Source organism: Aerococcus urinae, assembly GCF_001543175.1.
Lineage (GTDB): Bacteria > Bacillota > Bacilli > Lactobacillales > Aerococcaceae > Aerococcus > Aerococcus urinae.
On sequence record NZ_CP014161.1, the window covers coordinates 312,322 to 334,002 of the forward strand.

A 21,681-nucleotide genomic window follows, 5' to 3' on the forward strand; every position below is an offset into this window, starting at 1 on the left:
TTCCCATTGTCATGGGTGAAAACGCAATCCCTTGGGAAAGAAGTTTTTAACGGTTCCTTGGACTTGTTTGCCGAAGCTAATGACCATCCCTTGGTAAACTAAGAGGACCCAAGCTTGGTTGCCAGGATAAGCTAAGGTGAGGCCTTGGACATAATTTTTCCAATCATTGTAGCTGATTTCAATTTGAGGGTAAGTGGCTTTGGGGGCCAAGGCCATGGCCCACGCGTAGCTGGGTTGGAAGCGGTTTTTAAGTAAGCTTCCTAGGTGGAGACCCAGACGGAGACTGTGTAATTGATTGAGGGGACCCTCCACCAGCATCTGATAAGTAATGCCGGGGGGAAGGAGCCAAACCTGGTCGCCTTTAGCTACCAGCTCTCGATGTTGGTAGTCCTCACTAGGGAAGTTTTGGCTAAGGGAAGCGAGATTTTTCCTTTCTTCTGGCTCTAATAAGCGGTAGGGTGAAGACTTAGCCTTACTTGCATGTTTTTTACCCTTCTTATGGCGGACCTTCTTAGTTTTCGCCACTACTTGGTCAGTATTAAGACTGTCTTTGGCTTTGAGGCGGGCAATAAAGTGGCCCTCGCCGATGGAACGATGAGGCCAAATTCTTACACAGGCGGAGAGGTCATAGTCAGATTGACTCCAGTCACTTCGTCCCCTAGAGATCGTTTCAGCAGGAAATTGATCAATCCATTCTAAGTCAAAGTCACCCTGGTCCAATAGCCAAGCAATAATCTCTTCGTTTTCCTCTGGGGAGAAGGTACAGGTGGAATAGATTAATTGACCACCTGCTTTTAGCATCCGAACAGCTTGGCTCAGAATTTCCTTTTGTCGCTCTTGGCAGAGAAAAGGCGTTTCTTTGGTCCAGCCCTCACGAGCGGCTTGACTTTTAGTAAACATGCCCTCACCGGAACAGGGAGCATCAACTAGAATCTTATCGAAAAAGCTCGGAAAATAAGCAGCCAGACTCTCGGGGGCATGGTTGGTCACGAGTGCGTTGGAAATGCCCATTCTTTCAATGTTTTCAGCTAAGATTTTGGCCCGCTTAGGAATAATTTCATTAGCGACCAAGAGCCCTTGACCCTGCATATCAGCAGCAATTTGGGTGGACTTCCCCCCTGGTGCGGCACAGAGGTCGAGGATTTTTTCTCCCGGCTGGGCTTGAACCACACTAGCAACCGCCATGGCTGAGGCTTCCTGGCTATAGACTAGGCCGGCTTGATGGATGGGAGAGTTTCCGTCTACTTGGCCTAGATAACCCCATGGACTATAGGGACAGGGGGTTAAATCTTCTGATAAGTAAGACTGGCAAATGGCTTGGGCCTTGGCTTTTAGGGGGTTGATCCGAAAGGCTTTCTGGGCCTCTCCTTTATTAAGGGCGGCGAAGAAGTCAGCAGCTTCATCACCCAAGAGCTGGTTAAATTTATCGATAAATTCCAAAGCAAGCGACATGGTTATTTTCCTTTCTGGCTTAATAAGTGCATATTACCATAGAATGCGCCGTGCTCCAATAAGATTTCAACAGACAAAGGCTCAGAAAATAAGTCGGCTTCTATGCTATAATTTAAAGTGTAAAATAATAAAAAAATTTTCCGGTTAGAGGCTAGAATATGAATGAGGAGGAAGATTTTCCATGTTTTTTATTGATACGTCACGCCATGGTCAAGCGGTTTATGATCCCATTGTGAACCAATCTTTGGATAATTATTTGATCAATGACCTAGCCCTGGAGGGCCACGGCTTAATTATGTATATTAATGCCCCCTGTGTCATTATCGGTAAAAACCAAAATGCCTATGCAGAAGTTGACCTGGACTATTTAGAAAAGAATGATATCACATTAGTCCGGCGTACGGGTGGTGGGGGAGCTGTTTATCAAGACTATGGGAACATTGTCTTTGAGAATATTGTCGTTGGTGATACCTCACATTATGGTGATTTTTCTTACTATGCCCAACCGATTATTGATGCCTTGACTGCTCTAGGAATTGAAGGCGTTCAACTCAAAGGCCGTAATGATATTGTGGTGGACGACTTAAAAATTTCTGGCATGTCCATGGTCAAGGTAGAAAACGCCTTGGCAGCTGGTGGGACCCTTTTATATGATTTGGATACCCAACAAGCGGGTCGGGTGCTGACCCCTAACCAAGATAAGTTGAAAACCAAAGGGGTCAAGTCAGTGGACAAACGAGTTTCTAACTTAAAACCGCTATTGCAGGGTGAGTTAGCTGACTTATCTACAGAAGCATTTAAGGAGGCCCTGCTTAAGGAGATCTTCCATACAGAGGACTTGGATAGTATCCCACGCTATACCTTAACCGATGAGGACTGGGCGATTATTGACCAACGGGTGGCTGATTTTTATGGGAAGGATGAATGGAATTATGGGTCAAATCCTGGCTTCCATTACTATAAGACAGCTTATTACCTTGGGGTAGGAACCGTAGCTTTTAACTTTAATATTAATGATGGAGTTATTACTGACTTCAAGACCTATGGAGATATGAGTTTTGGACAACCGGACCAAGTCGACCAAGCCATGATTGGAAAGACTTATGACCAAGCTGGAATTGCTGCAGGACTAAAAGCTGGCCACTACCAAGATAATATTGGCAAGCTTCCTATCGAGGACTTAGTCTCTCTTATCCTGAATTAATTATAAATGAAAAAAGTGTGACCAAGTTGATTAGCTTGGTCACACTTTTTTTAGTCAAGTAAGTTTCTGCGTTTTAAGAGTGGACGTAAACGCAGGGCTAAGACAAAGGCCAGGGCACTTTTGAGGATTTCAGCCAGAATAAAGGGAGTGATCCCAATGGCTAAAAGTCCACCGATGGAAAGCCCCTTTCCCATATAGCTGTTTAAAATAAAGGCCATATAGACAAAACCAATTGAATTGGTCACTAAGTAATTAATGACTAGGGCAACTAGATATTCTTTAGGCCCTGGATTGACTTGCTTAGCTAAATAGGTTGAAACCAGGCTAGCGGCAGCAAGAAAGCCAATAATAAAGCCAAAAGAAGGGGTTAGGACACTTTGGAAGCCTCCATGGAAGCCAGCAAAGAAAGGTAAGCCGATTAATCCGCCCAATAAGTAGAGCAAGGTGGTAAGAAAGGCTTCCTTAGGTTTTAAAAATAGGGCAATTAAGTTAACTGCAAAGGTTTGTAGGGTAAAGGGAACAATCCCAATCGGAATAGTTAACTGAGAAGCGATAACCAATAAGGCTATCATTAAAGCAATACGAGTTATTTCTTTGGTTTTCATTTTTGTTTTCTCCTTATGCAAAGATCGATTAACAGGGCTTATGAGCCGCTGTCCCTATTAAGTAAGAAAAATTATCTTTGCTTAATAAGTTTTTTGCTTCTAGCTAGTCGCTAACGAATTGTTGACTCCCAAAATGAATATTGGGGCTGAGCAGAGCATGGATGTTTCCTGCGCTATCTTCCACTAAGAGCTGGCCTTGTTCATTAATCCCTTTTATTTTTCCAGTTTTATTGACCTGGTTTTCTTGGTAGCTTACTTCTTTACCCAGACCCAGCAGGTGTTTCTTATAGGTATCTAGAAACTCACCTTGGGCAAAGTGGTGATGGTAGGTCATAAAACAATGGATAAGGTCAGCCAAAAATTGGTTAATATTAAAGTCTTTAGGCAATTCTTTTCCAAAAAAGGTCCCAGCAATTTCCCTAATATCAGCCACTTTAGACAAGTCACCGGCTAAATTTAAACCCAAACCGACGACAATATAAGACACACTAGGAATCTCTAAGTCAGAGACCATTTCGCAAAGGATTCCGGCTGCCTTGTGACCTTGGTAGAAGAGATCGTTAACCCATTTGACCTGGATGGGTTCAGCTAAGTAACTCTCCAAAGTGTCGATCACGGCACTGGCCGCTAAGAGGGTGTAGAGAGGCACTTCAGCTGGGCTAGAACAATTGGGCTTCAGAGCCAAACTGACATACAAGCCATCCTCTAAGGAAGAATAGAAGCTTTTCCCTAGACGTCCCTTTCCGGCAGTTTGTTTTTGACTAGCACAAAGAACCAAGTCATCTTGGTGTTGACTCTTATAGGCCTTGATATACTCATTGGTAGACCCCACTTCATCTAAAAGAATGAGCTTCCACTTGCTTTTCTCTTGGTCCAGGTAATATGTCAATAAATTGTGATTTAGCCGTTGAGGTAGGGCCTGAATCTGATAGCCTTGCTTTCCCGATTCGATGATGAAGCCTTCCTTACGCAGACTTTCAACCGCCTTCCATACTGCATTACGGGAGAGGTTGAGTTGGTCGGCTAGGACCTGGCCACTAAGAGGCGCTACCATAAGCTGCCCTAAAACCGCTTGACTGGTTGTCATGCAAGTATCTTCCTTTCTGAATAATATTAACGATTAGCTATAAGCATTTTATATTTTACAAAGATCAGAATAATTTTGTCAACTTATTTTTAAACAAGGGTGACGCAAGCGATAGGCTAACCATATCATTTTAAAGACCTCTTTGATCGTGTTAAAATGGGAATATAAGATAAAAGGAGGAAAAGTTATGTCAGAAAAATTTGATCAAATTAAGGGTAAAGTCAAAGAAACCGCTGGAAAAGTATTTGATGACAAAGAAACCGAAAACGAAGGCAAGACTGAAGACCTATCTGCCCAAGCTAAAGAAGCAGTTAACGATGTGAAGGACTCCGTAAAGGGAGCAGTTGATGGGGTTAAGAATAGCTTTTCAGACGACAAAGAATAAGAAGTACAGATCAATTTATCATTTAAAAGAGGCTAGGATTTATCCTAGCCTCTTTTTCTTCCAGTTGCTATAGTTGGTCGAAGTGTCAGCGAGTTACGGTTATAGTATACGTAGCGGTCTTGCCTTCTGGCGCGGTTGTTGCACGCTCTAGTTGAGTTCGGAAGGGTGAGGGGATGTCCTTTCAGAAAAGTTGAACGATCAGCTTTGCTGATCGTTTCATCTTTTCTTCCAAGGAATCTCCCTCCCTGATCCTTTCTCACATCCTTCTAGTTGAGTTCGGACGCCAGACTTGAAGTCGCTTCAGAAAATTCCAACGCACAAATTTTTGTGCTTATGGTATTTTCCTCCAGCGATTCAAGTCTCTGACGGCGTCCTCACATCCTTATTTTTAATCTTTATTCATAGAGTGGATATATTTTTTACTAGTGGCTAAATCGTCTTCATCTAACAAGACCTTTACAGTATCTAGGGCTTGGAGTGTGGTATCACCATGTGGGGTGATACTTTGCCCCTTGCGCTCAATATTTAAGAGCAGGGCACTAGGCGGAAAGGCTAAGTCTTTAACGGCTAGCTGGTTAAATTGGGAGAGGACACTCACTTGGTAAGTGAGGCTAATTTTTTTCTTGGTGAGCTTTGTCGCTGCTTTGTCCTGCATCCGTTCATAAAGACTTTCATAAATAGGCGCCAGGCCCAGTCTTTCGCAGATGACATAGGCAAGGGCAGCCACAATGGCCAAGGGCAGGAGGTTGTTGAGATTGCCTACCATTTCCACAACGAGAATGATAGAAGTTAAGGGAGAGCGTACTACAGCCGTTAGAACCCCAACCATGCCTAAAACCATGAAATTAGTTAATAAGGCTGAATCAATAGGAAGAAAAAGCTGAATAAGCATAAAAACGCTAGCCCCACTGAGACAACCAATGGCCAATGTAGGAAGAAAAATTCCGCCCGGAACCCCCGTGCTATAGCAAAAGGCGGTAAAGAAAATCTTGGCAAAGAGAATGATTAAGAGGAGCTTCAGGGAAAAGGGTTGGGCGATAAAGTCAAAAACCAGTTCATGCCCTGACCCGGTTATCCAAGAAAAACCATAGGAAACTAAAGCAGCCAATAGGAAACCGACCATCACTCGGTGAATTATTTTTGGAAAAAACTTTTGCATGGTGGTTTGCAAGGCTAAAAGTGACTTGGAAAAGCAATAGCCGATAAGAGCAGAGGCTATCCCCAAAAGGATAAGAGCAAAATAAAGTTTTAAGGGAAAGCTTTTTGGTGTTTTTAGGGCAAAGGAGGGCTGTAAACCAAATAGCGATTTAGAGATCAAGTCAGCCAGGATAGCTGAAATCAGGGCTGGAATTAAGATAAAGGAAGAAATACTCTTATGAATTTCTTCTAATACAAATAAGCTCGCCGCAATTGGAGCATTAAAGGCAGCGGCTAAACCGGCAGCGGCTCCGGCGGTAATTAAGAGGCGAGTGTCTTCAGGACTGGTCTGGCGTTTTTTACTGTAACCCTTAGCCACAGCCGCTCCGATTTGGATGGAAGGACCCTCACGTCCTAAAGACATCCCGCTAATGATGGCAAAAAGCCCCCCTACAAATTTTGATAATAATAAGGAAAGAACCGGCATATTAAATTGTCCCAGTAATTCTCCCGTCACCTGAGGGATGCCACTGCCTCCAGAGAGGGGGGACCGTTTTAATAAGTAGCCGGTAACCCAAGCCATCAGGATGACCGTAATGATAGTTATAGCGATAAAGCTTAAATGATTTTGGCTAAAGAGCCAAGTGTGCCACTGGGAAGCATAGCCTAATAAATAGCGGTAGAGGACTGCGAAGAATCCCGCTAAGGCTCCTACGGCAATGGCCTCGATGATTGAGAGGGCGTGTGACTTAGCCACTTCGGTCTGCAATTTATTGGTTTTGAACGGACTTGTTTTCACTTTTTAGCCTTCTTTCTAGAGTGTTAATCGTCCAAGACGATATCACTTCCATTATAGCAAGGCTGTCAAGACGACGAGAAAAAACTCACTTAGAGCTTTTCAGAGCGACTGATGAAAAGTCAGGCTAATTCCAAATAAAATGAGGAAAATTCTTGAATTGCATCGGTCTATTTCGCAAAAAAGACAGAAAATGTTTCAATATTACAAAGTATATTACAGAAATATTACAGAGAAAGTGAATATTTTCGTCCAAAAATTGATTTGAAGAAAAAAGTACCCCAGGAAAGGGGCCATAGCAATATTTAATAATTCTTTAAAAAGATATGGCTTATAAAAGATAAGCTTTTAATTTTTCACTAAGAAGGTGAAAATGAAATAATTTGTAATCGACTTGTTACCCAAAAAAATTCCCCAGCATATATAATAGATATTGTGAATAAATAGATTTTAATAAATTTTAAAAAATTTCTGGGGGTAAAACAGAATTATGAAAAAGACAAAGAAAATCATGTTAGGAACATCTGTACTGACTTCAGCGGCCTTGGCTGCTGTTATCGCACCAAATGTTGATGCGGCTGAATATACCATTAAGGTAGGAGACACCCTATCTGAGTTAGCACTTCAATTTAATACTACTATTGAAGAATTACGTGACGGTAACAACATTGAAGATGTTAACCTTATCTTCGCTGGGGAAACCTTAGACGTTCCTTCTGCAGAAACACCTCAAGCTTCTAATAAAAAAGAAGTTAAAGCTGAAAAACCAGCACCAGCACCTGCTGCAAAAACCACTACTAGCCAAACTGCAGATGCTAATGGCGTTTACACGGTTGTTGCTGGAGACACTTTAAACAAAATTGCTGCTCAATTTAACACCACTGCTCAAGCCATTCGTGATTTGAACGGTTTACAAGGGGACTTAATCTTAATTGGTCAACAATTACAAGTGAAAGTGGCTTTACAAGAAAGCCCAGCTCCAGTTGCTGAATACCAAGCAGCTCCTCAAGCTTCAGTTGTTGAAGAAGAAAAATTAGTTACTGAACTTCCTGAAGTGACTGCCAATGAAGGACATGTAGAAGAAAAGGTCAGTCCAGTTGAAGCACCAACAAGTCCAGAAGTGGCAGAAGCAGAAGTCGCTCCTGAAACAGAAGTTGTTGAAGCAGAAGTCGCTAGCCCAGCTCCAGCCAAAGAAGTAAAAGTTGAAGAAACTGTAGTTAGTGAAGCTGCTCCAGCAAAAGAAGCTGCTGAAAAAGCTCAGGCAGAACAAGCGCAAGTCCAAGCTGCTAAAGAAGCGCAAGTTCAAGCAGAACAAGCAGCTAAAGAGGCAGAAGCTCAAAAAGCTGCTCAAGCCGCTAAGGAAGCTGAAGCGCAAAAGGCCGCTCAAGCGCAAGCCCAAGCGGAACAAGCTGCCAAGGAAGCCGAAGCCCAAAGAGCCGCTCAAGCCGCTAAGGAAGCTGAAGAACAAAAGGCAGCCCAAGCTGCTAAACAAGCTGAAATTGAAAAGGCTCAATTACAAGCCCAAACTTACCAAGCAGCTAATACCCAAGTCCAAGCCCAACCAGTAAGCACAAACAATGCGACTGTCTTATCTGCTTACGATGGGAGTGTTGACCCACGTGGTTTAGCTCCAGCAGGACAATGTACTTATTATGTGATTAACCGCCTACATGCCTTAGGCAAACCAGTTCCTGGTCCTATGGGTAACGCTAACCAGTGGGCATATACTGCAAGTAATCATGGTATCCCAGTATCAAATACACCAACCGTCGGCTCTGTGGTTTCCTTCCCAGCCGGTGTTGCAGGTGCATCTGGTTATGGCCACGTTGCCTTTGTTGAAGGGGTTAACCCAGATGGTTCCATCCGTATTTCAGAAATGAACTTCGGTGGTTCACCAAACGTGACTTACCGTACCGTTGATGCTGGTTCTGCAGCAGCCTCATCCTACATCCATTTCTAATAAATCAAGTAATAAAAAACGAGTGTTTACCCCACTCGTTTTTTATTTAGTCAAATTTTATGGATGATACATGATTATAAGCGAGCTTTTGGCACCACCAAGACTCGCTTTTTTGCTTAGAAGCCATGCGAGAAGTCAGAAATAAAAGGGCCAGCATTGGTTTTTCACCCTTTTCACGGTATAATGTATAAATTAGAGAGTAATCTATTGACCATTCTTTGTCGACCCTGCCGCAGTGGTTGACTTAGATTGGTGGAAATAGGGAAATTTAGATGGAAAATTGAAGTTCTTAAACTAAAACGGGTTCCAGTCATACGATGCTTATGGTTTTTCTTCTAGCCATATCGTCATCTGCTGTAACTGTTACACTTAAGGAGTTTTAATAATGAAAAAAATTTTAGTCGTTGATGATGAAAAACCAATTTCAGATATCATTACCTTCAACCTTCAAAAGGAAGGCTATGATACCCTGGCAGCTTTCGATGGCGAAGAAGCCTTAGAAAGCTTTGCCAGCTACCAACCCGACCTTATTGTTTTGGACTTAATGTTGCCTAAAAAAGACGGCTTGGAAGTGTGCCGTGAGATCCGTAAGACCAGCAGTGTTCCCATCATTATGTTAACCGCTAAGGGTGAAGAAATTGACAAGGTGCTCGGCTTGGAAATGGGAGCCGATGACTATGTGACCAAGCCCTTTTCCAACCGGGAGCTTTCAGCACGGATTAAGGCCAACCTCCGCCGTTCTCAGGTTAACGTTGAGGCTGCAGAAGAAAAAGAAGAAAGTAATGAATTAAATGTCGGTAACCTAACCATTCATGAAGATGCCTACTATGTGTCTAAAAATGGTAAGGAAGTTGACCTGACCCACCGTGAGTTTGAACTCCTTCATTACCTATCCAAGCACTTAGGCCAAGTCATGACCCGAGAACACCTCTTGCAGACGGTATGGGGCTATGACTACTTTGGCGATGTTCGGACCGTGGACGTGACCGTGCGTCGTCTACGTGAAAAGATCGAGGACACCCCCAGCCATCCTAAATTACTCATGACCCGCCGTGGGGTGGGGTATTATCTCCAAGATAATGACCAGGAGTAGGAAGCAATGAAGGAAAAACAAGAAAAATCGAAAATTTCCTTTCTTAATTCGATTCATTTAAAGATTCCTTTGGTCATTATCTTGCTCTTATTACTTGGTTTGCAATTTGCCGGGGCGTATTTTATCCAACAATTGGAACAGGAAATGATGCGCAGCTTTGATGATCAAATGAATGTGCAAATTGGCTTCTTGGAGGATAGTGTTCGCCCCATTATTCAAAATGAAGATAATAAGACGAGTGACCAACAGGCGCAATTAATTAATTCATTGCGTCGTTTTAATGTTAGCAATGTTTTAGAAACCTTGGTGGTTGATGATAAGGGACAGATTCTAGCTTCAAGCAACCCCAGCAACCAGGCCAATGTGGGCCAACAAACGACTGATAACATGATCCGTACAGTTCTCTATAATAATACCAGTCTGAGTAAGGAAATGTATGATAATGAAGAGAACTTACGAATTAAACAATATGTTGTCCCTATTTTTTCATCGGATAATTCCGGTCTTTTGATCGGGGTTTTAAGTGTGACGGTCAACATTGAAAGCGTCTACAACCAAGTGCAAAATACGGGATTGATTTATATCACTTCATCGGGCTTGGCCTTGGTCTTTTCCATCTTACTGGCGGTCTTAATCTCTAGAGGGATTACCGGCCCAGTCCAAGAAATGACCAATCAAATTGAGAAGATTGCCGATGGAAATTATAGTGACCAGGTTAAGGTCTATAGTAATGATGAGATGGGTGTTTTAGCCCAGTCGATTAACTATCTATCAGTTCGAGTACGCGAAGCCCAAGAATCCACGGAATCTGAACGCCAACGGCTAGACTCGGTCTTAAAACATATGACCGATGGCGTGATTGCCACTGACCGCCGTAGCCGGGTCATGATTACCAATAACCGGGCCTGTGAATTAATCGGCAAAAAAGAAGCTGAAATTATGGGTCATTCCATTATGGAAGTCCTTAATTTAAGGGATAAATATACTTTCCGTGAGTTATTGAATAGTGAAAGTGATATTTTAATGCATTTTACTTCTGATGATGGCCAAGAATCCATTATTAAGGGTGAGTTATCTGTCATCCAAAGGGAGTCGGGCTATGTCAGTGGTCTAGTTTGGGTCTTAACCGATGTGACTGAGCATGAAAAGATTGAACGTGACCGCCGCCAATTTGTTTCTAATGTTTCTCATGAATTGCGGACGCCCTTGACCAGTGTCAGATCCTACAGTGAAGCCCTGGCTGATGGCGCCCTTAAGGATTCTGAATTAGCGGTAGAATTTCTCGGTGGCATTCGAAGGGAAACCGATCGCATGATTCTAATGATTAGTGACCTCTTGAACCTTTCCAGGATGGACTCTAACCGCCAGGAAATGAACCTGGAATTGATCGATTTCCAAGGCTTAGTCAACCATATCTTGGACCGCTTCGATATGATGATTCAATCAGAGGATTATGTCAATGAAGAATACCATATCCAACGCGAATTAACCAAGTCACCGATCTGGGTGGAGGCTGACCAAGACCGCCTCACCCAAGTGATTGATAATATCTTAAACAACGCTATCAAGTATTCACCGGATGGGGGGACGATTACGGTCCGTCTCATGACCACTCATAACGAGGCCATATTAAGTGTTCAAGACCAAGGACTAGGTATTCCACAAAAAGCTCTTGGACATGTTTTCGACCGTTTTTACCGGGTAGATAAGGCTCGGTCTCGCCAACAAGGTGGTTCAGGACTCGGTTTGGCTATCGCTAAGGAAGTTGTGGAATTACATCACGGAAAAATTTGGGCCAATAGTATTGAGAATAAGGGATCAACCTTCTTTATTTCTCTGCCCTTTGAACCTGATATGGGAGAGGATGATTGGGAATAATGCGAAAATTTTGGACAAACTTGCCTCATTTTCTATTAACCTTTTTAGTCTTACTGAGTATCTTTTTCTCCCTTAATATTATTGGGCCTTTCACTAACTTATCTAGTAATTGGTCAGGGGATGAGGGGATGGAAGCGAAAACCACTGCCCTGACCCCGACTCAAATAGCTAATCCGGGGGATAAGACGCCGCTCTTAAAAGTATTCCGGCCAGTTTCTTTGGTCTACACGGATGGAGAAGGCTTTTGGCAAAGCCGGGAAGCCAATTTGTTAACCCACTTTAATGAGAAGATGACCCAGTTAAAAGTGGATAAGCTTGACTTGGAAAGTCTTAAGAAAGAATCACTGGCTGACTATATCCAAGAAAGTCATAATAAGGAAATGATCGAGCTGGAGTACGCGGATCAGATCCCTCTCCAACTTTTGGGCTTGACCAGTGATGACATTAGTGGTGAATTGGGACAAATTCCCATCAACCTCATCTCCTATCCCCGGGATAGTCAAATTCTTTACTTGATTGACCGGGAAGAGGGCCTGGTCTATAGTCTGCCTTTAAAAGCGCCGGCTAACTTTGATGACTTGAAGACTAGTATCGATGAGAATAAGAGTGGTTTTAAGCCAGTTAAGCGGGTTGATTTGAAAACTCCTTACCACTACTTGCTCGATGACAAGGTTGAGGTTAAGGCCTTATCCTACATTTTGGAACGTCAATCCAATGCTGCCTACTTGCAGCTCTTATTTAACCTTCCTGACCAAGTCAATGATTATAGTGATGTTGAGTCTGCTCGCTACTATACTGAAAACAAGGGTTTAGTCATTAATAATAGTAATTTTGAAATCTTATTCAACCAAACCGTTGACTACGAGCTTAATACTGATCCCTTGTCGGTCATCTTACAAGCCTACAATGACCTCCAACGCATCCAGGCCAATAATGATAATTGGATCTATAGTCAATATAACCATAAAGAAAAGAATGTCACCTTTAGAAAAGTCGTTGGCGGCATTCCTATTTACGGGTCTAATTTTGTTTCACGAATCCGAATTGGTTTTCCTAAGGACCATACCCTACAAGCTAAATTTTCAGCACTCAATATTCAAACGCCCTTGAATGATTTGACGGAAAATTTTGAAATGCAACCGGCTACCAGTATTATGAAATTGCTTGAAGTCAACCATATTAGCAGTAAGGATATTGATTCGATAAATATTGGCTATTACTGGGTACCTAGCTCCAAGTCCAATCGTTTAATTTCCTTAGTGCCTTGTTGGATGATTGAAAAAGATGGAACCTATTTTATGTTAGATGAACTAGTCGACATGACAAAAAATGAGGCTTATGTGACACGGAATACGGCAAACGACGTTCCGGTCTATATCAAACACAATCGCAGCGACCAGGAGGCCCAACCAGCAGAAGTTGATAGTAATAATGAAGAAGTCTTTAAAGAAATGAACCAGGCTCAGAGCCGTTAGAGGGAGGAAGTCTTATGAATTTTCGTCAAATTGAAAATATATTGATTATTGTCTTTCTCGCCTTAAATATCTTCCTGGCCTATATTCTCTTTGGAAAGAGCTTTATGGAGACGACTTCTATCCAGTCCAACATTAATATCCAACAGGAATTAAAGAATAATGAAGTGACCATGAACTTTAGCCCTTCTTCAGATGACGTCCAGTTGCCACTGATTGCAGGCAAACAAAGTCGCCTATCCACCGATGGAGGAGACCGTGCCAAGGAACAGAAGTTAGAGTGGCGGGATTCGACTGAGGAACTCTATGGCGAGTTCAAAAATCCGATTAAGTTACCCGCGCTGACAGAGAACAATGTGGAAAACCCTACCCAGTTGTCCCCAGAGGCCTTAAAGCCGATCGAGGACTTGTTAGCTTCTGGAGCGATTGAGCATGGCCAAGAATATCACTTTTTGATCTATAACCGCCAACGCAAAATTATTTACTATGGGCAAAACACCTATGCCGACAGACTGGCCATGGATTCTAGTGCTGAATTACTATTTCACTTAAATGATCAAAATGAAATCGTCTCCTATGAATTGAGCCATGTCCATGACGTGAGCCCACAAGGCGAAGAACGCCCTTTGATCACCCAAAAGAATGCCATTGATAACTTATATCTTTATAATGAGATCCCTTCCAAGGCCAATATTTTGTCAGCCAATATTTGTTACCAGCAAACTTTATCAGTTGATGATATTATTGTTTTTAAACCGGTTTGGGCCATTATGATGCAGTTGGATGACCATACCACTAAAACCACCTTTGTTGATGCCATTAATGGGACGATCGTTCAAAATGCCCCCGCTTCTCAGCCAGTTAATCCCTCAAGTGATGGCGACAAGGCGGGGAGTCAAAATCGTCAAGCCGCCTAGGAAGGAGATCAAACCATGAAAAAAGAATTCCCAACTCTGATCTTAAGCATCCTTTTAGGCCTGTTTTGCCTGCTTCCTGATTCGGTTTTGGCAGCAGATAATCAAGGAATTTCAGTTGCGGATTACCAGGTTAAGGTGGAATTTGACCAACAAGGGGATATTAAGGAGCACGAACAAGTTCGCTATCAGTTTGATAAGCAAGTCGACCAATTAAGCCATGTGATTAGTACAGGCGAAAGTGGCCACCTCCGTCAATTAAATATCGATATGCGGATGGATTCAGCCAGCGAAGCCTTTCCTTTTGTTCAGAGTACTTCCCACACGGTAGGAACCTTTGACCTCCACCAAAACGGCAATAATGTCCAAGTGGACCTCTACAATACCATGTCTGGAGACGATGAAATTGTTAATTATATTGCCAATATTGAGGATGTCTGGACCAAGTACGGCAATCAAGTGATTATGCAAAAGGACTTTTTGCTCTTGCCTTTCGATATTCACTCCGCTCAAATTACCTTTAAGTTTCCCCAGGCAGTGGACCAAAACCACTATAAGGCCTGGCTAACTAGCCCAGCCCATATCCAAGAGAAGTGGCTGGATGAGTCGACCTTACAAGTTCAAGTAAGAGACCTTAAGGCAGATAGTATGCTCAATGTGCAAATGGTCCTTCCCGCGGAAATGATGCCTAATATCAAAGGGGAGGGCCCTGTCTCTAAGGGTGAGCAAATTAACCGAGAGATTGATAAGCATGTAGCAGCCAGACAAGCCTGGTACCGCCAACGCTACTGGATAGTGATGGGGGTCAGTTTAGCCTTAGTCGCCTTATTGATCCTTTACACTTACTTCTTGCTCAGACGTAAGCAAAAGATTCGACAAGCAGCGGATACTCAGCAAGTCAACCACAGACATGAGCTCAATCCAGTCGAAGTCAGCGAACTATTGAAGAAGAATTACAGCCAGCATGATAAGTTGTGGCTGGTCCTTTTATCCTTAGTAGCTAAGGGGCACTTAGCCTTACGTTTTGCAAACGCTGATGACCGCTTCTACCCTTACTTTAAAGTCTTGGCTAGTCAAAGTGATGATCCCTATGAACAAGTTGTCCTCGATGCTTTTAGTAAGCAACAGGAGGGTGGGGATCTTGATTTTTCCAGCTTTAAATATAGTCTGGGTCTGAAAAAGAAGGGCAAGACGAAGGCTTACCGCAACTTATTGCATGCCCTTAGCAAGCTGGATAAAAAACGCAAACAGGACTTTCACCTATTAGATAAGGTTGGAAGCCGCTTTTATGGCTTTTTATGGTGGCTTTATGTCACTGTCTTTATCGTCCTAGCGGGTTTAGTGATTTGGCTGATCTGGGAGATAAATAGAGGCTATATTTGGCTCTTAGCCCTGGCCTTTTGCTTAGTGGGAATTTACTTACTGAGACGCTATACCCTGCCGATTTATAATGCCCAGGGGCAAGAACTTGTCAAATATTGGAAGACTTATTTTAACAGCCTTAAAGGTCGAGACCAGTCCTTAGGATACAGTCAAAAAGACTACCTCTATAGCTTTGTGACTGGGGACAACTACCGACTGATTAAGCAGGCTAAAAAAGCCAAGCAGCCTTTAAGCGGCAACTTAGCTCAGGCTTTAGAGGCTGTGAACCAATACCAATTAAAAGATTTTATGTAAGAAACGAGGAGAATGCAGTTTGGATGTTTTGGAAAAAGACGCAGAGCAAAAAGATTTTACCATGCGCATTTGTATGTTAGCCAGTGGTTCAACAGGAAATGTGACCTATATTGAAACCCCACAGCGGAATATCCTAGTTGATGCGGGCTTAAGTGGTAAGCGTATTGAGGAATTGCTCCAGGAAATTGGCCGGGACGCCAAGGACCTTGATGCTATCTTTATCTCTCACGAACATTCTGACCATTCCAAGGGAGCAGGCATTATGGCCCGGCGTTACCAACTCCCTATCTATGCCAATGCCGATACCTGGTCTTATCTTGAGCAGAAATGTGGCAAGTTAGATGCCGACCAAAAGATTATTATGGAGCCGGGGGAACGGATTAGCTTTGGCGATGTAGATATCCTTAGTTTCCCTGTCAGTCATGACTCTATCAATGCGCAGTTCTATGCCTTCCAAAAAGATAGCAAGCAATTCGCCATGATGACAGACTTAGGCTATGTTTCCGATCGTTTAGCTGGCCTGGTATACAATTCTGATGCCCTGATGATTGAAAGCAACTATGACAATGATATGTTAAGAATGGGTAAGTACCCTTGGCGTTTAAAGCAAAGGATTTTTTCTGATCGGGGCCACCTGTCTAATGTTGAAACGGCTGAAGCCTTGACTAAAATGATTGGTGAGCGGACCAAACGGGTTTACTTGGGACATATTTCCAGGGAAAATAACTTAAATGCCCTGGCCCTTGAAACCAATACGGCGATTTTAAAGGAGAACGGCCTTGGGGTGGGCTATGATTTCGACCTTTATGAGACCCACCATTACCAACCCACCGATCTATTTACCCTTTAATGAGAAAATATTCATATATTTTTCAAATATTCATTCTAAGATAGTTAAAATCCTTGAAGTGAACAAATATAACAAGTGGAGGAAAAATATGCCTAAAGAAGTTAATCCTGATAAAAATCATAATGTAAAAGATGACACTAAAAATGCTATCAATTCCAAATGGGGAACCGCTATTATCAGTGGCCTAATCGGTGCTGGCTTAGTGGGTGGGGTTTCCGCTTACGCCAACCAAGATAAGGTTTCTGAAGACGAAGTGAAAACCATGGTTGAACGCCAAGTCAATGCCGAAAGCCAAAATAAGAGCGAAAATAAGGGGCAACAAGGGACCCAACAAGCCAGTGTGGAGATTCAATCTGATGTTTCTGCTGTGGTGGATAAGGTTGCCGGCTCGGTGGTTTCTGTGGTGAACTTGGCCCGTCCTAACAACCAAGTTTATGACTTATTTGGTTTTACCCAACCCAGCCGCAATAGTGATGAACTAAAAACCGCTTCAGAGGGGTCGGGAGTGATCTATAAGGTCCATGGCGATAAGGCTTATATCGTTACCAACAACCATGTGATTAAGGGGAGTGACGCCCTGGAGATTATTCTTGCTGATGGAACCCAAGTGCCAGTTGACTTGGTAGGGGCCGACCCGTGGACTGACCTGGCAGTTTTAGCCATGCCAGCGGAATATGCTAAAACCGTGGCAGAATTTGGCGATTCTTCTCAATTAAAAGTGGGAGAACCAGCCATTGCTATTGGTTCGCCACTAGGCTCTGACTTTGCCTCAACGGTGACCTCAGGGATTGTTTCCGGCTTGAACCGGCAAGTACCGACCGACTTAGATGAAGACGGGCAAAGTGATTGGACCGTGACTGCGATTCAAACAGATGCCGCCATTAATCCAGGTAACTCAGGGGGCGCTTTGGTGAACTCTGCCGGCCAAGTGATTGGGATCAATTCCATGAAGATTTCCACCGCCCAAGTGGAAGGGATGGGCTTTGCCATCCCAAGTAATGACGTGACCACAATTATTAGCCAGTTAGAAAAAGATGGCCATGTAACCCGGCCAGGATTGGGTTTGCGCATGGCTAGTCTCTACCAATTCCCGCTGGAACGGCAAAAACAAATGTTGAAATTGCCTGAAGCAGTTGAAGACGGAGTAGTGGTAATGGAGGTCGACCCTAATTCTCCAGCTGACCAAGCAGGCTTGAAGCAGTATGATGTAATTACTCGCTTTGGCGACCATGAAATTAAGGATACCACTCAATTGCGCCAAGCCCTCTATGGTTCAGACCCGAATGGAAAGGTTGAAATTGAATATTACCGCAATGGTAAGAAGCAAACCACTACCGTTCAATTACGGCCTCAAGACCACCATAATGCCTAGTTGACTAAAATTTTTTGATAATATTGTATGCAAGCTCCAGGCTCACTGGGGCTTTTTTATTAGCTTGTGTTTTCTATTATCAACATAATCCCCAAGCCTTATGCACAATATCAGGGAAAAACTTTGTGAAACTGTGGATAACTTTGTTGAAAAGTGGATAAGTCCCGTCACAAAGGGCTTCTTTCATGTGGGTAATTATGTGTATAAAAAGTGAAAACTTGGGATAGGTCAAAATTTCTGGGTAAAAACCCCTTCATAATAGGCTTTATTATTAACAACTTGTGGATCTGTGGAGGAAATTGTGGATAAGTTCTTGTGAAAAGGGGGAGTTATGCTATGATGAAGAAGAATTTGAAGAAAAGGGTGACTTGAGATGCGGATTACCATCCTCAGCGTGGGAAAATTGAAAGAAAAATATTTGAAACAGGGGATTGCTGAGTACCAAAAACGAATGCAACGCTATGGCAAATTAGAGCTGATTGAGGTTAAGGATGAGCCTACCCCAGACAATGCTAGTGACTTGGAAAACCAGCAAATCATCGAAAAAGAGGGCCAACGCCTACTGGCTAAGATTTCTTCCCAGGCCTATGTCATTGTGCTTGCTATCAAGGGGCAGGCCTTAAGTTCGGAAGAATTGGCCCAGCAAATTGATCACTGCCTGACCTATGGCAAGAGCGACATTGTCTTTGTAATTGGCGGATCCTTGGGGACTAGTCCAGCTGTCAACCAAAGGGCCGATCTCTTACTCAGTTTTGGGCGGATGACCCTTCCCCATCAATTGATGCGTTTGGTGCTTAGCGAGCAAATTTACCGGGCCTTTCGCATTATCCACCACGAACCCTATCATAAATAAAAGCGTGCGACAAAAGTCAAAAAAGCCACTAGGCTCTGTGGATAAGTAAACTTATCCAGGGCCTAGTGGCTTGGTTTTAACTATAAAATTTTATTGGCCTTGGTTATTTTGGGCATAATTGGTGCCAAAGATTGAATCCCAGATGCCTAAGAGGCTTTGCCAGAGACTGTGGAAGAAATCGGTGATTCCATTTTTATCAGTCTCGTCCATATTATCCCAAGCGGATTTTGCGGAATCCACTAATTGGCCGCTCTTTTCTTTTAGGGTTTGTCCAAAGTTGGAAAGAGCGTTTTTTTGCTCTTCAGTCAGTTCAATTTGGCTAAATTTAGTCATTAAGTCCCGTAATTGTTGAATGTTTTCTTCAGAAAGGACGCCATTAAGATTGTAATTATTGATGACGTTATTAACAATGACTTGGATGGTATTGCCATCGATCGATCCACCATTTTGTTCCTTGGCTTGTTGGATTTGGTTTTTCATATCAGCGATGGCAGCATTCAAGGTTTCGTCGGAATAGTTTTCTTTGTTTTGGTTTTCCTTAGTAATGGTTGAAGCGGTTTGTAATTCTTCTTGGGCGACAGAAACTGCCTTACCATCTAAGGCTTGGCCGCTGTCTTGGAAGGCCTTATAGACACCTGCCAAGGCACCGGAACCGTCCACTTGAACAGCGGAAGCGACTTTAATATCAACATTGGTTGCTCCGGCTGTTAGGGCTGCGTTCTCGTATTGTAAGGGTGTAATGGCGGTAATGGTTTTAGGGGTGACGATTTCTACATTGACCCCACTGTGCTTGGCTGGGGCAATATAAGCGGATGAATAAACTTGGTAGTAGGGGTAATTATCATGTAATAGGCCGTTCAATTCATTAATATTCACTTGGACAGCCCGGGCATTGGCATCAACCCCTAAGAGCTTTTGAGTCTCTTGGAATTGACCTTGGTTGAGGGACTCACCATAAGTAAAAATAGATCCTTTGATAGCTGCCTGGGCACTTGTTTGGGGAATGAAGAGGGTTATGGCCATTAGGCAAGCGAGTACGGCCAAGAGCCTACGTTTCAATTGATTCATTCGAAAAACCTCCTTAATTGTTAATTCTATTATAACATGGCTAAAAAGATAATCTTTTAGCTTTTCCTTAAGGGGAGGCTAAGGAATGTTAAAAAATTGCGCGAAAACTAAAATTTTATTTTAAGAAATAAATAAGCTTTAAGGAGGTCATAATGCGCTAAAATAGTTCTATCAAAAAATTGTAAAGCGATTGAAGATGAAAGAGGCGATGACAATGAATAAAGAAAAAGCCCATGAATTATTACGCTTATTAGAAAGAGATGCCAGCCTAAGTAACCAAACTTTGGCCGACATGCTTTCCTTAAGCAAAGATGAAGTCGTAGAGATGAAGACGGTGCTCAAAGACGCTAATATCCTCTCTGGTATCCAAGCCATGGTCAACTGGGATGCAACGGATAATGAATATGCATCGGCCATGATAGAAATCACAGTGAACTTGCATAAGGGCGTTTCCTACCAACAAGTCGCTGATGTGATTAGTCAGTACGATGAAGTGGAAGCCCTGTATTTAATGAGTGGGGCCTATGACTATCTTGTCTTAACCAAGCGACTCCCTATGCACAAGATATCAGGTTTTGTTAATAAATTAGCCACCCTAGATCATGTTCAAGGGACTGCCACCCATATTGTTATGCAACGCTATAAGGACCACGGGACCCAATTTAAGACGAAGACGGATGGTAGAAATCGGTTGGTGATTAGCCAATGAGCCAGTCAATCAGTCATAAAGCGGTCCAATTAGCCCCTTCTGGCATCCGCCGTTTCTTTGAAGTTGCCAATGAAATCCCTGATGTCATTTCTTTAGGGGTGGGGGAACCGGATTTTATGACTCCCATGCCTATCCGACAAGCAGCCATGCAATGTATTCGTGAAGGAAAAACCTACTATACAGCCAATGCCGGTTTGATGGAATTACGTCAGGCTATTAGTCAATATATCGATGTTAAACATGACCTGCATTATGATCCCAGTTCAGAAATCGTGGTGACTGTTGGGGGAAGTGAAGCTATTGATATGGTATGTCGGGCGATTATTAATCCTGGTGATGAGGTTATTTGTATTGACCCTAGCTACGTTTCCTATGCCCCTTCAATTAAACTAGCTGATGGTGTCGTTGTCCCTGTGACTTTAAGGGCTGATCAACACTTTATTCTGACTCCGGAAGACTTAGAAGCAGCCATCACGCCTAAAACCAAGGCAATAATTATTAACTTCCCGAACAATCCTACTGGGGCAAGTATGACTAAGGAAGAGCTAGCTGCCTTAGTCCCAGTGATTGAGGCTCATGATCTCTATGTCATCACTGATGAAATCTATTCTGAATTAAATTATAATCAAGAGCAGCTGGTGTCGATTGCTGCCTTCCCAGGAATGAAGGAGCGAACCATTTACATCAATGGCTTTTCTAAATCCTTTGCCATGACCGGTTGGCGCTTGGGATACGCATGTGCTCCACATGAGATTATGGAACAAATGATAAAAATTCACCAATTTACCATTATGGCAGCCCCAACCATTTCTCAATATGCAGGGATTGTCGCTCTAAGAGACTGTGACCATGATGTTCAAGTGATGCGGCGGTCCTACCAACAAAGGCGGAATTTTTTGATGGCCCGGTTTAAGGAAATGAACCTCCCTTGCTTTGAGCCCCAAGGAGCCTTTTATACCTTTCCAGATATTAGAGAATTTGGTCTCTCCAGTGAAGAATTTGCCTTGAAATTATTAGATGAAGAAAAATTAGCGGTTGTCCCTGGGTCAGCCTTTGGCGAAGGCGGTGAAGGACATATTCGTATCTCCTATGCCTATTCCTTAAATGAATTAGAAGCAGCGGTCGAAAAACTTAAGCACTTTATCCAAAAACTAAGACAAGACTAGTAA

At 43.0% G+C, this 21,681-nt stretch carries 18 protein-coding genes; 13 read left to right on the forward strand and 5 right to left on the reverse strand.

The genetic code is table 11. The annotated features are described in order from the left end of the window. Positions 1 to 9 precede the first annotated feature (9 nt). Positions 10 to 1,452, reverse strand: coding sequence for an RsmB/NOP family class I SAM-dependent RNA methyltransferase (locus AWM73_RS01405; RefSeq protein ID WP_060777745.1), 1,443 nt, complete (start codon positions 1,450 to 1,452; stop codon positions 10 to 12). A 181-nt stretch (positions 1,453 to 1,633) separates the two neighbouring features. On the opposite strand from AWM73_RS01405, the gene AWM73_RS01410 reads away from it, so the two are divergent. Continuing rightward, entirely contained in the window at positions 1,634 to 2,656 is a 1,023-nt protein-coding gene (locus AWM73_RS01410) for a lipoate--protein ligase (RefSeq protein WP_060777746.1), read from the forward strand. Between the two features lie 50 nt (positions 2,657 to 2,706). Here the strand turns inward: AWM73_RS01410 and AWM73_RS01415 are convergent, their stop codons facing one another. Together AWM73_RS01415 and AWM73_RS01420 are read right to left on the reverse strand one after the other, a co-directional pair. After that, positions 2,707 to 3,261, reverse strand: coding sequence for a biotin transporter BioY (locus AWM73_RS01415; protein ID WP_060777747.1), 555 nt, complete (start codon positions 3,259 to 3,261; stop codon positions 2,707 to 2,709). 103 nt (positions 3,262 to 3,364) lie between these two features. Then, a complete protein-coding gene (locus AWM73_RS01420; protein ID WP_060777748.1) occupies positions 3,365 to 4,348 on the reverse strand; it encodes a biotin--[acetyl-CoA-carboxylase] ligase in 984 nt (327 codons plus the stop codon). A 187-nt stretch (positions 4,349 to 4,535) separates the two neighbouring features. On the opposite strand from AWM73_RS01420, the gene AWM73_RS01425 reads away from it, so the two are divergent. Further along, positions 4,536 to 4,733, forward strand: coding sequence for a CsbD family protein (locus AWM73_RS01425; protein WP_013669868.1), 198 nt, complete (start codon positions 4,536 to 4,538; stop codon positions 4,731 to 4,733). A 388-nt stretch (positions 4,734 to 5,121) separates the two neighbouring features. On the opposite strand, the gene AWM73_RS01430 is transcribed toward AWM73_RS01425, so the two are convergent. Continuing rightward, entirely contained in the window at positions 5,122 to 6,669 is a 1,548-nt protein-coding gene (locus AWM73_RS01430) for a ClC family H(+)/Cl(-) exchange transporter (RefSeq protein WP_060777749.1), read from the reverse strand. A 487-nt stretch (positions 6,670 to 7,156) separates the two neighbouring features. On the opposite strand from AWM73_RS01430, the gene AWM73_RS01435 reads away from it, so the two are divergent. The 9 genes from AWM73_RS01435 to rlmH all read left to right on the forward strand — a co-directional run bounded on the left by AWM73_RS01435 (position 7,157) and on the right by rlmH (position 18,735). Next, a complete protein-coding gene (locus AWM73_RS01435) occupies positions 7,157 to 8,626 on the forward strand; it encodes a LysM peptidoglycan-binding domain-containing protein (protein WP_060777750.1) in 1,470 nt (489 codons plus the stop codon). A gap of 385 nt (positions 8,627 to 9,011) precedes the next feature. Further along, positions 9,012 to 9,719 (forward strand): response regulator YycF, encoded by a 708-nt coding sequence (gene yycF, locus AWM73_RS01440; RefSeq protein WP_060777751.1) that lies wholly within the window; start codon positions 9,012 to 9,014, stop codon positions 9,717 to 9,719. Positions 9,720 to 9,725: 6 nt separating this feature from the next. Then, entirely contained in the window at positions 9,726 to 11,597 is a 1,872-nt protein-coding gene (gene walK, locus AWM73_RS01445) for a cell wall metabolism sensor histidine kinase WalK (protein WP_060777752.1), read from the forward strand. Continuing rightward, positions 11,597 to 13,072: a hypothetical protein gene (locus AWM73_RS01450; RefSeq protein ID WP_060777753.1), complete on the forward strand. Its 1,476-nt coding sequence runs from the start codon at positions 11,597 to 11,599 to the stop codon at positions 13,070 to 13,072. Before walK ends, AWM73_RS01450 begins: the two co-directional genes overlap by 1 nt. Before the next feature lie 14 nt (positions 13,073 to 13,086). Continuing rightward, the gene (locus AWM73_RS01455) at positions 13,087 to 13,986 is read left to right on the forward strand and encodes a two-component system regulatory protein YycI (RefSeq protein ID WP_060777754.1); all 900 of its coding nucleotides are present in this window, start codon (positions 13,087 to 13,089) and stop codon (positions 13,984 to 13,986) included. Between the two features lie 15 nt (positions 13,987 to 14,001). Continuing rightward, positions 14,002 to 15,660, forward strand: coding sequence for a DUF2207 family protein (locus AWM73_RS01460; RefSeq protein ID WP_060777755.1), 1,659 nt, complete (start codon positions 14,002 to 14,004; stop codon positions 15,658 to 15,660). Between the two features lie 61 nt (positions 15,661 to 15,721). Next, positions 15,722 to 16,510 carry an MBL fold metallo-hydrolase gene (locus AWM73_RS01465; protein ID WP_060779042.1) on the forward strand — a complete coding sequence of 263 codons (789 nt, stop codon included), beginning with the start codon at positions 15,722 to 15,724 and terminating at the stop codon, positions 16,508 to 16,510. Positions 16,511 to 16,598: 88 nt separating this feature from the next. Further along, positions 16,599 to 17,882: a S1C family serine protease gene (locus AWM73_RS01470; RefSeq protein ID WP_060777756.1), complete on the forward strand. Its 1,284-nt coding sequence runs from the start codon at positions 16,599 to 16,601 to the stop codon at positions 17,880 to 17,882. A gap of 373 nt (positions 17,883 to 18,255) precedes the next feature. Continuing rightward, on the forward strand, positions 18,256 to 18,735 hold the full coding sequence (rlmH, locus tag AWM73_RS01475; RefSeq protein ID WP_060777757.1) for a 23S rRNA (pseudouridine(1915)-N(3))-methyltransferase RlmH: 480 nt from the start codon (positions 18,256 to 18,258) through the stop codon (positions 18,733 to 18,735). 90 nt (positions 18,736 to 18,825) lie between these two features. Here the strand turns inward: rlmH and AWM73_RS01480 are convergent, their stop codons facing one another. Next, complete coding sequence (locus AWM73_RS01480; protein ID WP_060777758.1) at positions 18,826 to 19,803, reverse strand: DUF1002 domain-containing protein; 978 nt, start codon at positions 19,801 to 19,803, stop codon at positions 18,826 to 18,828. A gap of 214 nt (positions 19,804 to 20,017) precedes the next feature. On the opposite strand from AWM73_RS01480, the gene AWM73_RS01485 reads away from it, so the two are divergent. Together AWM73_RS01485 and AWM73_RS01490 are read left to right on the forward strand one after the other, a co-directional pair. After that, on the forward strand, positions 20,018 to 20,512 hold the full coding sequence (locus AWM73_RS01485; RefSeq protein WP_060777759.1) for an Lrp/AsnC family transcriptional regulator: 495 nt from the start codon (positions 20,018 to 20,020) through the stop codon (positions 20,510 to 20,512). Then, complete coding sequence (locus tag AWM73_RS01490; RefSeq protein WP_060777760.1) at positions 20,509 to 21,678, forward strand: pyridoxal phosphate-dependent aminotransferase; 1,170 nt, start codon at positions 20,509 to 20,511, stop codon at positions 21,676 to 21,678. Before AWM73_RS01485 ends, AWM73_RS01490 begins: the two co-directional genes overlap by 4 nt. Positions 21,679 to 21,681 lie beyond the last annotated feature (3 nt).